Raw genomic sequence first — 13737 nt, 5'->3', positions numbered from 1 at the left:
GGAGGTTTAGGATGAACCATAAAGTTGTGACGTATCCAGCCATTTTTAAGCCACTGGAAAATGATATATATGTAATTAGTTTCCCTGATGTTAAAGGGGGAATAACCGAAGGGCAGGGTCTGCGTGAAGCAATGAAAATGGCAGCTGATACACTTGCGAGTCGTTTATACAACAAAGCGGTATTGCCGAAGGCTAGCAAAACTAGTGATATTAAGTTGCCAGATGATGGTTCCTTTGTTGCACCGGTTTCTGCAGATTTAACTGAGGCGTCGCGCGATCGTATTAATTATGAAATTTGATTTACAAAAAAAGCACCCCAATTTCTTGGGATGCTCTTTTTATTAACTTGTTCCAAAAACTTTCTTTTAATTCTCGGGAACAAGTCTATTATAATATATCTAACTAAATTTTGCTAATACTTTTAGCTTGTTTTACTAAAAAGTGCTTGCAAATAAGTCCCTAATTAAATTATATAAAAGTATTTTAGATATTCGATGCAAATTGACAATAACATTATTTGAGTGCTATTTTTGAGGAAGAAAAAAAGTGTGGGAGTAAATTATGCAAACAATTGAAAGTTCTGTTTTGCGAATTTCTATCTCTGAAAAAGGTGCTAAGTTAGTTAACTTTATTGCCCAAAATAATCAGACTGATTATTTTAAAGATGAAGATGCGCAAAAACAATTAGAGATTATTTTAAAGGGAGCAGGTCAAGGGGAAAACCTGGCTGAAATCCTGCCATGGACAGTTGTAGATAAAGGAGATTCCAGAGTAAGCTTAGCGTTAATTGACGACAACTCAAGCTATAAAAAATTTCCTTACCATTTTGAGGCAATTCTTACATATGCCTTGGAGGGAAATAGAATTGATATCAAGTTTTATTTGAAAAATAATTCGCATAAAGATTTGCCATTTTTGTTAAAATTCTTAATGCCTGTTTTTACAGGATGGTCAATCACTACCAATGCAAATGAACTTGAGCTGAGTAGGGACGGTACTACTTTGACTTTAGCCTCTGCTGATTTTGGGTTAACGACTGATTACGAACAAGTTAAAGCCAGTATAGATCAGTACAGTCTTGCCAGTGATAGTGATGAAGAATTCAAATTGACCTTAACATTGAGTTAAACAAATTAATGTTTTTAATAAGATAAAATTGACAAACCGTCGTCGGTTTGTTTTTTTGCTATAATATACTCATTGTAACTAGATTTTAGGTAAGTAAAAAGTTATGGATCACAACGAGAATCACCCGCATAAGAGTCGGGTCGAATTACACGCAAAGGACTACCACAGAAGAAAGCGGATTTTAGCTTGGGTGTTAAGCATTGCAATCCTGTTAACTGTGGCAGTTGGTGTATATTCCGCATATATTTATTTGCGCACGAAAGATGCAGTAGATAATGCCTACGATGATCAAAACAGTGTGCAGATCAAAAATGGCGAGTTTGATGGCAAAAAAAAATTTGCTGTATTGCTAATGGGCACTGATACGGGAGCACTTGATCGTAAAGAAAAAATAGGTAATACTGATACTATAATTATTGCTGTCATTAATCCTCAGAAAAAGCGTTATTCACTGATGTCGGTACCAAGAGACACAATGGCCCAAATGATAGGAGCAGAAAAATTTCAAGTTAAAAAAATTAATGCTGCTTATCCTGTCGGCGGAGCAGCCATGTCCATGGCAAGTGTGTCCAAGTTAGTTAATGTGCCAATCAAATATTATGTTTTGGTAAATATGAAAGGTATTATGCGGCTAATTCGTTATATCGGTGGCATTAATATCAAACCTACTTTGAGTTTTGAATATGGTGGTTATATTTTTAAGAAAAACCAGTTGACACACATGGGTGGCGGCGGAGCTCTGGCTTACTCACGTATGCGTTATGATGATCCGGAAGGTGATTATGGTCGTCAAAAACGCCAACGTCAAGTGATAACTACTATTATAAAGAAGTCAGTGTCAATCAATACTTTAGCCAGGTTAGATTCAGTATTGTCTGCAATTTCTAACAACATTAAAACTAATTTACCCTTTGATGCGCTGCGTCAAATTGCGTTTAACTACCGTGATTCTACTAAGAACGTCAAAAATGATTATCTTCACGGACACAATGCGACAATTAACGGTGCGTCTTATCAAGTGCAATCAACTAAGGAATTGCAGAGAGTATCAGATTATTTACGAACGGAATTAGGCTTGTCTATTGTACCAGTAGACAATAACGAAACCTACCAAAATAAACGTAACAAAATTCAAGGGTTTGATTTTAAAAATCCTGAAAATCAAGACTATCATATTTACGAGGATTATCAAGATCAAAGTTACCAGGAAGAAGGCGACAATTGGTAATGCGTTTGTGGTCAATCACTATCGGATATGGATTTGGCTGCTTGCTGTCTGCGGTTTTAATTTGCCGCTTTGCTTTACACGAAGATCCCACAAAGGTGGGCTCAGGCAATCCAGGAACGGCAAATGTTGGAGCAGTGTTTGGGAAAAAATGGGGTATATTAACTTGTATTGGTGACTTGTTAAAAACTCTCATCTGTCTTCTTATCGTACACTATCTTTTCTCAGACAATATTGCTCTTTTGTATGCGGGCTTAGGCTTGGAGCTGGGGCACTGCTTTCCCTTTTGGAACGATTTTGACGGGGGAAAAGGCGTAACGGTAGCCGTGATTGTAGCGGCGCTGTATGATACTCCTGCTGCTGCGGTGACACTTCTAGTTGCTTTAATACTACTGATACTATTACAAAATTTGACGATTCCGCCGATAATTTTTATAATATTGTTCAGTTTGTATGAACTTTTTAAAGTTAGAGAAGCGGGAATCGTATTATTAATAATGACTCTGGTCATGGCTTTCAAATTTAGATATGACCTACGTGACTTTTTTACTGGCAACGGAAAAAAGGTTGATGTTTTATACTCAATTAAGAAAAAATTGGGTATAAGACATGATAGTCAACAGCATCATTTTTAGTGAGGAATATAACTTAGGAATATGAATAAAAATAAGAAATCTTTAAAAGCTATTCAGATAATTTTCCTACTGGTGGCAACTCTGTTTATGCTAGTGCAAATGTTTAATTTGAAAGGATTTGCTGCCAGAGCACACTTTTCATTTATTCATTTTATGCCTAACATGTTGCACAACGCGACTTTAATGATAGTGCCTATGGTATTCGGTGCTGTTTACAGTAAGAAAAAGCAAAGTGTTAGTGAAAGCTTTAAATATTGGCTGTTAGCCAGTGTCACTTTAATCGTTTACTACATTTTCTTTTTCTTTATAGTTCCAACCCGTTTTAATATGTGGCGCGTTTGGGGAATGCTGTTTCCCATCATTACCAGTACTTCAGTTTTGTTTTCCGGACTGGTTTTCTGTTTGCTAATTCAGCCACACCTATATGACTTTTTGCATAAATTAACTGTTAAGCAAAATCTCTTAGTACTAAGTTTGCTGACTTTACTAGGTTTTGCTTTAAGTGCTGGTAATTTATCTTTTCAATACTCGCTTTATGGCTTGTACTTAGTGCTTTTCTTTGCTTGGGGCATGTTTCTAGCCAATGTTCCCATCAATAATAAGTTGCTGACGTTATCTTTAATCAGTGGCTTTTTGTCCTTCTTCATTGTAGTAATTGGCGTTTCCGGCTTTGATGCTGTTTACTGGTCTCAGATAATTTCCGGTAATGGTGGCGGCGACTGGAATAGGGAATTCTTAAATAATCCTACGTCACCATTTATGTTTTTATTGGTGGTAGCCGTCTTTTTATTGTTTAAGAAGTTAATCTTAACTTTTAATAAAAAGCAGATGCGCTACTTTATTCCAGTAATCATGATCATGGATGCACCTATTTCACCCAGATTTATGAGAGCTTTTAGCTTTACAGGATCATCCATTATTGACAAGCTGATTTTGCTGATAGTGATGACAATAATTGTGGTTTTCTGGTATCAATTGCTTGAGCGCTATTTATTTCAAATAAATCCATTTGCCAAGATCATCAATTACTTAGATCATGAACCTAATCTGGCCAAAGTTTGTGAAAAGGTTTGGGCAGTATTTACCAGGTTTGTTATTAAAAACAGGGTTAATTTACTTACCTGGGCCTGGTTCTACATTTTAAGTTTTGGTTCTTTCCTAATTGAATCTGATAACTTACGAATTCAGATTAGTACAGCTTCAACGATTAATGCGATAGTTTATCTTCTTGGCACTAAGTTTTTTGCCATGATTCTGACTACCATTTTTCTAGATGCATTATTCTCTGTATTTTATTTCGTAACAACGCGTTACTGGACTTCAAATATTCTGGTAAGTCTGATAGCTATCGGCTGGGCTATTGCCAATAAGATTAAGCTTTTACTTCGTGGTGAACCAATCTATCCCACTGAATTAAGTGAGATAGTTAATTGGAGAACTTTGATTCCAATGATTGGTAAAACAACTGTCATTGTAATTTTAATTGCATTAGTTGTGATAATTGCGCTAGACATATTCTTGGAATTAAAGTGGCCAATTAAAAAGCGCGGATCATGGAAAAGGCGTGGTATTTGGGCACTCTTAAGTCTGCTACTATTTGTTACACCACTACGTTTTAACCATGATGGTGGCGTAATCTATCATATTAATCGTGGCTTTGATAACAGGCAAAGATTCCGTAATCCAGAGCGAGATATTCAGGTTAATGGTCCAGTGCTTAATTTCTTGAATTACATTGACTTGCAAATTATGGATCAACCTGAAGGTTATTCAGAAACAAGCATTAAGCAACTAAATACCAAGTATGAGAAGGTTGCTGCCAGAATTAATAAGAAACGTAAAAATGACTTGAAGAATCAAACAATTGTCTTTAATCTGAGCGAAAGTTTTGTTGATCCAAGTACTTTCCCTACTATTAGGTTCGACCGTGATGTTCCAAATCCAGTTAAATTTATCCAGTCGATGAAATCACGTTCGACTTACGGTAATATGTTGAGTGCTGGTTATGGTGGTGGTACTGCCAACATGGAATGGGAAACTTTAACCGGTTTGAACATGGGTATGTTCAAGTCTACTTTGACCCCTTACGTTCAGATTGTGCCAAATTATGATTTCTACCCAACAATAGGGATGAACTTTGATTATAAATCTGCGGTCCACCCATTTATCGGTACGTATTACTCACGCCAGGAAGACTACCATAGATTTAAGTTTGATAAGTTTATCTATGTCGGTTCAAAATATAAAGTTATTGACCAAAAGAAATTAGGAAAGAGTGGTTATAACTCTGACTTTACTACCTATGCAAACGGACTGAAAGAAATCAATTCACGTAACGGCGGTCAGTTTATCAACTTGATTTCAATTCAAAACCATATGCCATACAATAACTGGTATCCTAACAACGAATACATGGGTAAGATTTCAGGAGAGTTGTTCAAGTCTCCAGCAGTGCGTGATCAAATGGCTACCTATGTCAAGGGTACACAATATACTGATAAGGCAGTTAAGCAATTTATCAAGCAGATTGATAAAATTCAAAAGCCTATTACTTTGGTCTTTTATGGAGATCACTATCCAAGTATTATTTCTCAAAGTTATACTGCTAAGTATCCGGTACAAATGCATTCAACGCGCTACTTTATTTACTCAAACAAGTATGCTCGCCAACATGGCGCAAAGACTAGATTGCCGCGTAGGGCTAATAATTTTGTCAGCTCAAGTGATTTTATTGCTATGATGCTAGAACAGACTGATTCGAAAGTTACTCCGTACCAAGCACTGCTAACTGAAGTTCATAAGAAACTGCCGGCAATTACGATTAACTTTAAAGGAGATAAAGGCTTCGAATTAATTGGCCGTCAAGGACAAGTAATTGATCCAAAATATCTCACTAAAAAGCAACAAGAAATTTTAGCTGACTATGAAGCTATTCAATATGATATGACAGCTGGCAAAGCATATTGCTTAAAGGTTAAAGGCTTCTATAAGTAATAAAATTATATTGACTTATTAAGAAAAAATGAGTATTATCATTTATAATAATTTTAAGTAGCACCTTGATTCAGCGTTCAGAGAACTAGCGGTTAGTGTGAGCTAGACAGGTCAAGAGTAGCGAAATACTAGTTGGGTGGTTCCCGTAAAGACCATAGTTAAGGCACTTGTAATTTAAGTGTAAACGTGGGTGGTACCACGGCTGAAAAAGTAATTAGTCGTCCCTAGATTCAAAAACGAATCTGGGGATTTTTTTATTGGAGGAAAAAAGATGGCAAACTTTGATATTTTAGAAGATTTAAAGTGGCGCGGAGCGATTAACCAGCAAACTGATGAAGCTGGACTGACTAAATATTTGCAAGAACACGATGATTTAGCTCTTTATTGTGGTACTGATCCCACGGGTGATTCATTACATATCGGGCATCTTATTCCTTTCATGATATTAAAAAGATTTCAATTGGCTGGTTATCATCCTGTGATTGTTATAGGTGGTGGTACGGGAACAATTGGCGATCCTTCTGGGCGTAAATCAGAGAGGGTTCTTCTTAGTGCAGAAAAATTGCATGAAAACGAAGTGGCTCTGACTAAACAAATGGAAAAGCTGTTTGGCACCGACAATTTTCAAATTGTTAATAACGCTGAATGGCTTGATAAATTAAGCTTAATTGAATTTTTGCGTGAATATGGCAAGCACTTCCAAGTTAATAACATGATTAATAAAGATGTAGTTGCCAGTCGCTTGGAAAATGGTATTTCCTTTACTGAATTTTCCTACCAAATTTTACAAGCCATTGATTTTTACCAGTTAAATAAAAATTATGGTGTTCAAATGCAAATTGGTGGTAGCGATCAGTGGGGTAATATTACAGCTGGCATTGATTTAATTCACAAGTTAATGGGATCAGACAGACAGGCATTCGGTTTAACAATTCCGTTAATGCTAAAAGCTGATGGCACCAAGTTTGGTAAATCAGCAGGTGGAGCTGTTTGGCTTGATCCTGAAAAAACCAGCCCTTACGAATTTTACCAGTTCTGGATTAATCAGGATGATCGTGATGTGGTTAAGTATTTGAAGTACTTTACATTCCTAAGTCATGAAGAAATTGATGATCTGGCTGAACAAGTAAAGACTGAACCATGGAAGAGGACAGCACAAAAGACACTTGCAAGGGAAGTAACCAAATTTGTTCACGGCGAAGCAGGATTAAAAGAGGCAGAGATGATCACAGACGCTCTGTTTTCCGGCGATATTAAAGATTTGTCGGTTAAACAGATTGAGCAGGGACTTAAGAGTGCTCCTGCAGCCTTAGCACCTTCTCAAAGCCAAAATATCGTAGATTTCTTAGTTGATACTAAGATTGAACCTTCTAAGCGTCAGGCACGAGAAGATGTTGTTAACGGAGCAATTTATGTTAATGGTGAGCGCGAGCAATCAGTTGACTTTGAAGTCGATCCTGCTAAAGCCTTTGACGGTAAATACGTTATTATTAGAAAAGGTAAAAGAAAATATACTTTGGTAACAATTGAAGACTAGTTAAGAAAGATCTGTTGCATTTGAAGCAACAGATTTTTTGTTAAAAACAATTTTTGGTTGGCAAAAGAGTATAATAACACCATATTATTTTTTCTGCGGGAGTGTTTGATATGCGCGCACGTGTAATACTTTATAATTCTGATAATGATGCGATTTTATTAATTCATAGATTAAAAAATGGTCGGGACTACTGGGTAATTCCAGGAGGTGGAGCTAAAGGGAATGAAACTCCAGTTGAAACCGCAATTAGAGAAATTGATGAGGAACTGAATGTTCAGCTAAAACCAGCTGACTTGACCTATCTATTTGAATACAAAAATCAAGAAAATGAACATTTCTTCTACGCTGAAATGCCCTTTATAGCTACGCCAGAAATTAGTGGAGAAGAAAAAGAGCGTTCAAATAATTTAAATGTATACCAGCCTAGTTGGGTAGCTGTTAAAGAGCTAACTAAGACTAAGTTAATGCCCCCTGAAGTTGCTGGTAAAATAATAAATCTGATTTGACTAATTTGACAAAAAAGTTTTAGGATTTCATACTATTTATTTAGTAATATATTATGTTAATGATACCGATAGGAGGGCCAAAATGGCACAAAGAGAGATTTTAATAACAACCACAGAAAATATACCTGGTAAAAAATACGAAATTATCGGAGAAGTCTTTGGTCTGACTACCCAGTCCAAAAATTTTGTTAAAAATTTTGGTGCTGGATTAAAATCCGTAGTTGGTGGCGAAATTCGCAGTTATACCAAGATGCTGGAAGATTCTCGCAATCAAGCCTTAGATAGACTGCGTCAAGCTGCAGAGGATAAGGGAGCAGATGCAATTGTGATGATGCGCTTTGATTCTGGTTCAATCAGTGGCGACATGCAGTCAGTGGTTGCTTATGGCACCGCTGTGAGATTTATTGCAGACAACGAATAGATATAGTATTATTTGAAGTATTCGCTTTATGAAAGTGAATACTTTTTTGTTGAATTTAATTCGCCACTTTAGCTCAGAAGGTAGAGCACCGCCGTGGTAAGGAGGAGGTCCTCAGTTCAAATCTGGGAAGTGGCTTAAATATAGTTCATTGATATTAATTAACCTTAATAAATCAAGGATTTATACAGAATGAATTATACTAATTTCAGTTAATTAAAAATAATTATGCACACAGAAATGCACACGCAAATTTGCGTGTGCTGGGAAAAAACTTTTGGATAGAAATAAAAGCTGGTATATCAACCTTATTAGCCACTTTTACGTGTGCAAAAGTGTGCACAAAACTGATATTGTATTATTGTTTTAAAATTAGAATTTCTAATAGTATACTGAATTATAAGAGAATTACTTGAAAATAGAAGGAAGTAAATTTGAAATGAATCAAATGAGTAATAATAGAATAAAAAAAGGTAGTAATAAGTACAATTAGTATAGCTTTTACAATTTTATTATTTGGTTTATTTGCTACGCATACTCATAGCAAAAATAATATTACTAATCAGGTACAAGCTTCAAGTATCACAATTCCAAAAAAATGCGTGGAACTTGGAAATCAAAACCAATCTACGCGTTCGAAACAAAACATATTAAGAAGAATATGGCTGTTCCCGCAATGAAAATGAAGGTAACTGCTAAAAAAGTTAGATGGCATTTTATTGGCTATATTCCAGCACCCTATATATAGAAAAAAACATACAATTAAATTGGTTGCTAAACAAAATGGCCAACCAGTATTAAAAGGCCATGGTCCATTTCGTGACGATAATTATTTACAAATGAGTGGGAAAAAATTGATTCTTTCATATCATGGTGGCTTTAATCAATTTACTAAAGTAGCAAAATAAAAAAACTGGCTATTTAGTTAATTAGGAACAAATAGTTAGTTCAAATTATAAATTAATTTATAGAAAGAAGTTTTTATCATGAGAAACAAGAAAAGATTAACGAAAGCAATTATTATTGGGACCTTATTATCTACTAGTATTGGTACTTTAGCTTATACAAATAACACTGTAAAGGCTAATGCTTTACCGGTTGCCACTACGAAAGATTATAACAAATTACAGAAGTTATCCAAACAGCCTGGTACTATTATATTAAAACAAGGAAATGGTATACTGGCTTTGTTCCTGGTAATAATGTAGAAGCTGCTTACTACTTTAAGTCATATAAATTAACAGGCGCAAAAACTGATCGTGGTAAAGATGACTATCAGCCATGTATTGGTACTAAAAATATAAATGGTACTGGTTATTTCATTATGAATAATAAAGAAGGTGATGGTAAAGAAAAGTTTCTTATTCCAGCAGCATATTGTCAAGTACCATATGCTTATAAGTTCAAAAAGAACCATAAGGTTGTTCATGACTATATAGGATCATTAGCCAATGCTTGGAATGGTATGAAACGTTATACGGATGATTACGGTTCTGGTGTTGCTGATGGTATTTTTACTAAAGAAAATATTATTTATAGTAACCACGATTATGGTACTTTTACGGTAACTTTGGATGAAGATGGTCAAAATACTGGTAAGAACCAAGGGTTCTGGATTGGTAAAACACCAATTACTTTCAGAGTTGATGGTACTAGCACTTACGAAGATTACTCCCCATTGTACAACTATGACCCATCCAGGGAATTAGTAGTCAGCTACATCAAGACCGAAGATTTAGACCAATTCGAGCCAGCTACGGTTACTTACAATTGGTTAGGTACGATTACTAAGACTCATAAGTTTAAGCCAGAAGATAAAAAGTTAGACCTTTAATTATCAGTAACGGAAGATAATTCATAATTCAATAAGTCGTATTATTCAGTATTATGAAAGGAATCACACATGCCTAGATTTAGTAATGTTATTTCTAAGACAAAGATTGTTAAAGATGAAGCGTATCGTTCGAAATAAATTGTTTTTTAGCATAGTCGAAAGATGCAGTTCGGGCATAATTCTAAGTTTTTCTAACAATTTAATATAATGGTTATCTAGTTCTTTTAGCCATTGAATAATTAAGTCTATTGCAACTGTGCAAACAGTTAAAGCCTCATTCTTGTTAGTGACTATTAATTTGATTTTGAAATAATTCCAAATAAAGTCTGAATTGAAAGATGATGAAGTATCATTTTTACTTTTTAAAATCATTGCTTGGAATAAAAGTAGTAGTGAATTCAGTTCTGAAGATATTGTCATTAGCATTTCATAAGCTTCATGAGGCACTTTTGTTGATTTTTCGTCAATAACATACATATTCTCCAACGAAAACAGTAAAAAAGTTTTTGGTTGTTCTGAAAAAGAAATACCGATACTTTTGTCTCCCTTATTTCGTTTTTCATTAAGAATGGAGTATTCCTGAGCATCTTCATATGTAATTGTTAGTTGTTGAATTAATTCATTTAGATTCCAGTAATTTTTGTCTTCTTTATCGCCAGCTAAGTAAGCAGCTATATTATATCTATTTAGTAACAAAGGGATTTCTGTGGATCTAATAGCAACCCGTGAAAATAGTAATGCTAGTCTATAAACGACTTCCATAGTGTAATCTAGTATTTGCTGATGAGTGATAAAAAATGTTTCTAAATAAGTGATGCCCAGAATCCTTGAAAGGGCTAATCGAATTCTATAATCCGCCAGACGAGTCGTCGGATTTTTTTTGTACCATTTTTTGATTGCTGAATTAGCACTGAGCTTTGGTTTTGAAGGAGTTAAATAATCTTTTGGGATTGAAATTAAAGTTAAGTTTTTATCGCCAGTAATTTTTTGAATTTCTTTATTAATTTGCTCGTCTAGGTCGTTTTGTGAAAGGCTATTACTTTTTATGTAGTTACTAATGAACCTAGGCAGTTCATTTGGACAATCGATGATGCATTGTTTGGATTTAGTCATGATCATTCTCCTCTTTATAATTTTTAGTACTTTAAAAAAATTAAAGTGTGCGATCGTAGGTTCTTATCTAATTTTACAATGAAATTATGAAGTTTGGTGAATAGAACTTCATAAAATTTTTTAAGGGCCCATGCCCAGAAAGGATCTCTATCATGAGAACTAAATTAAGAAAAGGCGGCTATTCCGCTGATATAGCAGCCGCTTATATCAATCAAAGTCAACCAGTCCACAATCTTAGTGTAGAACTTGAACCGCAACATAAATGGCAAAATAACGAACCGACCGAAGAAATTACCGGTTATCGCGCATGGTTCAGTCAAAAGGGACTAGAACCTTTTGCAGTCAAATTCGAAAGTAAAGTAAAACTGCCATCCTACTTATCAAAAGTAAGTTTTGACAACCTTGAGGCATGTGAAGTCAGGAATAACGTGTACTTCCGGGCTCAAGCAATTAAGGAGATAAAATAATATGGACATGAAACAATATCTAACCAGGTGCATCGACATGGCGCTAGATGCTGGTAGCAACGAAACCAGCTATAATAATAGCTTTGAAATTGAAGTCAAGCCTAACGGCTTCATATTTGTGCCGAGGTTTCCTGCCGGTTTTATTCTTAATGAAAGCCTCTACCAACGTATTTATGAGATTGCAGCCGCGGCTGTCTACCCTGAGTACACAGTGTTGAAACAGTCTAGCATCTATTTCGTGCCATTAGGTAATCATATCTTCTCCGTTGAGCGTGGCCTATTTTATCCCTGGTTTAAAGGCACACCAACTAGGCTTAACATTGATGATCTTGATAATTTTTTCAATTCTCGTAAAGATTATCGGGAAAAAATGTTGATTCCTTTAATGCAGGATTATTATGTCGATTATGGAAAAGTTACTAGTATTGCCATAGCTGGCTCAACAGGTAGCGGGAAATCAATGTTGCTGACCTATTTTCTTTCTGCATTAAGGCAGATTTCTCAGATAGTTATAATCGATCCGAAGTTCGATATGCCAGCACGTTGGGCTCGTGACCACACTGAGAAAGCAATTACGCCAAGCTCCAATTCATCAAAGTCGGACTTCGTTTCGGCAGTTAATGACGCTTTAGAATCGGCTCTGACTACTATCTACCAACGTCAACAGGCGCTTTTCCAGAATGTAAATGAACGGTTTCGATCACTGAGTATCGTCATCGATGAGTTGGCGGCTCTGACCATAGGCGTTAACAGAAATGTTAAGGACGCGTTCTTATCATTATTAAGTCAAATTTCACTACTCGGGCGGGCAACTAGTGTCCACCTGATACTTGTATCGCAGCGCTTTGACCATACAGTTATGCCAACAGCTATTCGCGATCAGATGAACGTATTGATCGAACTAGGTCATATTACGACCAAGAATGTGCAATTTTTGTTCCCAGATCTTGACCCTAGTGGCATCGTGATTCCCCAGGGTCCTGGTGTTGGCATCATCCAGATTATTGATGATCAACATTTCGACAATGTGCTGCCATTCCTGGCTCCTACTTATTAATAGAAAGGAAAAATTTTATGAATAATAAAAATTACCCCACTGTTGGCCTAAAGGCTAGTTACTACCTACCGTTTATGAGTTTGGCAGAATTAGCTTCAGTGCTATTAATCATTGCTATACCATATCTTTGCCGATGGCTTAAACATTCATTTTTATTTAGATTATTGAGCGTAATTTTAAAAATGTTAAAGCCCGTTCTAGTTGGACTGATGCTCTTTATAACAATTGGGTGGCTAGTAATACTGGTAATGACTATGATATATCAGCATAGTAATAACTTTCGCAATTATTGGACAAGTTGGTTTCAGACATTTGATTTACGTAATTTTGCTAAGATTCCAGCAAAATATATTCAAGTTAAAGAAAGCGATACTATGAAAAATAAAAAGGTCAATGACCCGAGTGATCGTGCTTTCGATGAAGCCGTTAAAGGCTGGTATGTAGATGTCTGTACTGATGCACTAACAGTGTGGTTACTAATGCCGGTCTCATCAGATTCTCAAGTGATTTTCGATCAAAAATTACCAACGATTGAAAACAAGATCAGGCAAGACAATCCGAATTTCACTTTCTCACCAGCCGAAAGAATTGGCAATTTCTACAGGATAGAAGCAACTCGCTATTAACTGCCAATGTGGCGCTGCTGCTTTTGCGTCAAGCAAAGGTGCAGCAAAGCGCCACAATAGGCATGAAAGAGTTAATAGGCCCTTAATTGTGTAACAGGCATAGATCCCGTATCAGTCGTGACATTTAACGGGCTCGTTATTAAAATGTCACGAAGTGTGCAACTGTGCAGACAATAGAAAGGAGGTGACGTGAATGA

15 protein-coding genes and 1 tRNA gene are annotated in these 13737 nt (G+C 35.8%); 15 read left to right on the top strand and 1 reads right to left on the bottom strand.

Features of this window, described 5'->3' with window-relative positions:
* Positions 1-11 precede the first annotated feature (11 nt).
* The 12 genes from Q0K80_RS00600 (at position 12) to Q0K80_RS00545 (ending at position 10277) form a co-directional block, all read left to right on the top strand.
* Positions 12-299: a type II toxin-antitoxin system HicB family antitoxin gene (locus tag Q0K80_RS00600; protein ID WP_294601749.1), complete on the top strand. Its 288-nt coding sequence runs from the start codon at positions 12-14 to the stop codon at positions 297-299.
* Positions 300-561: 262 nt separating this feature from the next.
* A complete protein-coding gene (locus tag Q0K80_RS00595) occupies positions 562-1128 on the top strand; it encodes an aldose epimerase (RefSeq protein ID WP_294601747.1) in 567 nt (188 codons plus the stop codon).
* A 103-nt stretch (positions 1129-1231) separates the two neighbouring features.
* Complete coding sequence (locus Q0K80_RS00590) at positions 1232-2356, top strand: LCP family protein (protein WP_294601745.1); 1125 nt, start codon at positions 1232-1234, stop codon at positions 2354-2356.
* Entirely contained in the window at positions 2356-2988 is a 633-nt protein-coding gene (locus tag Q0K80_RS00585; protein WP_294601743.1) for a glycerol-3-phosphate acyltransferase, read from the top strand. The genes Q0K80_RS00590 and Q0K80_RS00585 overlap by 1 nt, the downstream gene beginning before the upstream one ends.
* A 21-nt stretch (positions 2989-3009) precedes the next feature.
* Positions 3010-5982 carry an LTA synthase family protein gene (locus Q0K80_RS00580; RefSeq protein ID WP_294601741.1) on the top strand — a complete coding sequence of 991 codons (2973 nt, stop codon included), beginning with the start codon at positions 3010-3012 and terminating at the stop codon, positions 5980-5982.
* Between the two features lie 271 nt (positions 5983-6253).
* Positions 6254-7519, top strand: coding sequence for a tyrosine--tRNA ligase (gene tyrS / locus Q0K80_RS00575; protein WP_294601739.1), 1266 nt, complete (start codon positions 6254-6256; stop codon positions 7517-7519).
* A gap of 110 nt (positions 7520-7629) precedes the next feature.
* Positions 7630-8025, top strand: a complete 396-nt coding sequence (locus Q0K80_RS00570) for an NUDIX domain-containing protein (protein WP_294601737.1) — start codon at positions 7630-7632, stop codon at positions 8023-8025.
* A gap of 82 nt (positions 8026-8107) precedes the next feature.
* Positions 8108-8446, top strand: coding sequence for a heavy metal-binding domain-containing protein (locus Q0K80_RS00565; RefSeq protein ID WP_294601735.1), 339 nt, complete (start codon positions 8108-8110; stop codon positions 8444-8446).
* A 62-nt stretch (positions 8447-8508) separates the two neighbouring features.
* Positions 8509-8581, top strand: a tRNA-Thr gene (locus Q0K80_RS00560).
* 581 nt (positions 8582-9162) lie between these two features.
* Positions 9163-9351, top strand: a complete 189-nt coding sequence (locus tag Q0K80_RS00555) for a hypothetical protein (protein WP_294601733.1) — start codon at positions 9163-9165, stop codon at positions 9349-9351.
* 78 nt (positions 9352-9429) lie between these two features.
* Positions 9430-9651, top strand: a complete 222-nt coding sequence (locus Q0K80_RS00550) for a hypothetical protein (RefSeq protein WP_294601731.1) — start codon at positions 9430-9432, stop codon at positions 9649-9651.
* 116 nt (positions 9652-9767) lie between these two features.
* Positions 9768-10277, top strand: coding sequence for a hypothetical protein (locus Q0K80_RS00545; protein WP_294601729.1), 510 nt, complete (start codon positions 9768-9770; stop codon positions 10275-10277).
* Between the two features lie 63 nt (positions 10278-10340).
* Here Q0K80_RS00545 and Q0K80_RS00540 read toward each other — a convergent pair whose 3' ends face one another.
* A complete protein-coding gene (locus Q0K80_RS00540) occupies positions 10341-11390 on the bottom strand; it encodes a hypothetical protein (RefSeq protein ID WP_294601727.1) in 1050 nt (349 codons plus the stop codon).
* Between the two features lie 152 nt (positions 11391-11542).
* Between Q0K80_RS00540 and Q0K80_RS00535 the strand changes: the two genes are divergently transcribed.
* Genes Q0K80_RS00535 through Q0K80_RS00525 form a run of 3 tightly spaced genes read left to right on the top strand, consistent with a single transcriptional unit; the run spans position 11543 to position 13540 of the window.
* Positions 11543-11857, top strand: a complete 315-nt coding sequence (locus tag Q0K80_RS00535) for a hypothetical protein (protein ID WP_220220430.1) — start codon at positions 11543-11545, stop codon at positions 11855-11857.
* 1 nt (position 11858) lies between these two features.
* On the top strand, positions 11859-12914 hold the full coding sequence (locus tag Q0K80_RS00530) for an AAA family ATPase (RefSeq protein WP_294601726.1): 1056 nt from the start codon (positions 11859-11861) through the stop codon (positions 12912-12914).
* Positions 12915-12931: 17 nt separating this feature from the next.
* Complete coding sequence (locus tag Q0K80_RS00525) at positions 12932-13540, top strand: hypothetical protein (protein WP_294601724.1); 609 nt, start codon at positions 12932-12934, stop codon at positions 13538-13540.
* Positions 13541-13737 lie beyond the last annotated feature (197 nt).

This window comes from uncultured Lactobacillus sp. (assembly GCF_945290125.1).
Taxonomy (GTDB): Bacteria; Bacillota; Bacilli; order Lactobacillales; family Lactobacillaceae; genus Lactobacillus; species Lactobacillus rizhaonensis.
Note: the sequence above shows the minus strand (reverse complement) of the source record. Positions and strands in the feature narration are given on the sequence as shown.

What these genes read in the sequence shown, in the direction of transcription:
- Q0K80_RS00600 (WP_294601749.1), top strand. Translation starts at nt 12, where the DNA reads ATGAACCATAAAGTTGTGACGTATCCAGCCATTTTTAAGCCACTGGAA.
- Q0K80_RS00595 (WP_294601747.1), top strand. Translation starts at nt 562, where the DNA reads ATGCAAACAATTGAAAGTTCTGTTTTGCGAATTTCTATCTCTGAAAAA.
- Q0K80_RS00590 (WP_294601745.1), top strand. Translation starts at nt 1,232, where the DNA reads ATGGATCACAACGAGAATCACCCGCATAAGAGTCGGGTCGAATTACAC.
- Q0K80_RS00585 (WP_294601743.1), top strand. Translation starts at nt 2,356, where the DNA reads ATGCGTTTGTGGTCAATCACTATCGGATATGGATTTGGCTGCTTGCTG.
- Q0K80_RS00580 (WP_294601741.1), top strand. Translation starts at nt 3,010, where the DNA reads ATGAATAAAAATAAGAAATCTTTAAAAGCTATTCAGATAATTTTCCTA.
- tyrS (WP_294601739.1), top strand. Translation starts at nt 6,254, where the DNA reads ATGGCAAACTTTGATATTTTAGAAGATTTAAAGTGGCGCGGAGCGATT.
- Q0K80_RS00570 (WP_294601737.1), top strand. Translation starts at nt 7,630, where the DNA reads ATGCGCGCACGTGTAATACTTTATAATTCTGATAATGATGCGATTTTA.
- Q0K80_RS00565 (WP_294601735.1), top strand. Translation starts at nt 8,108, where the DNA reads ATGGCACAAAGAGAGATTTTAATAACAACCACAGAAAATATACCTGGT.
- Q0K80_RS00550 (WP_294601731.1), top strand. Translation starts at nt 9,430, where the DNA reads ATGAGAAACAAGAAAAGATTAACGAAAGCAATTATTATTGGGACCTTA.
- Q0K80_RS00545 (WP_294601729.1), top strand. Translation starts at nt 9,768, where the DNA reads ATGAATAATAAAGAAGGTGATGGTAAAGAAAAGTTTCTTATTCCAGCA.
- Q0K80_RS00540 (WP_294601727.1), bottom strand. Translation starts at nt 11,390, where the DNA reads ATGACTAAATCCAAACAATGCATCATCGATTGTCCAAATGAACTGCCT.
- Q0K80_RS00535 (WP_220220430.1), top strand. Translation starts at nt 11,543, where the DNA reads ATGAGAACTAAATTAAGAAAAGGCGGCTATTCCGCTGATATAGCAGCC.
- Q0K80_RS00530 (WP_294601726.1), top strand. Translation starts at nt 11,859, where the DNA reads ATGGACATGAAACAATATCTAACCAGGTGCATCGACATGGCGCTAGAT.
- Q0K80_RS00525 (WP_294601724.1), top strand. Translation starts at nt 12,932, where the DNA reads ATGAATAATAAAAATTACCCCACTGTTGGCCTAAAGGCTAGTTACTAC.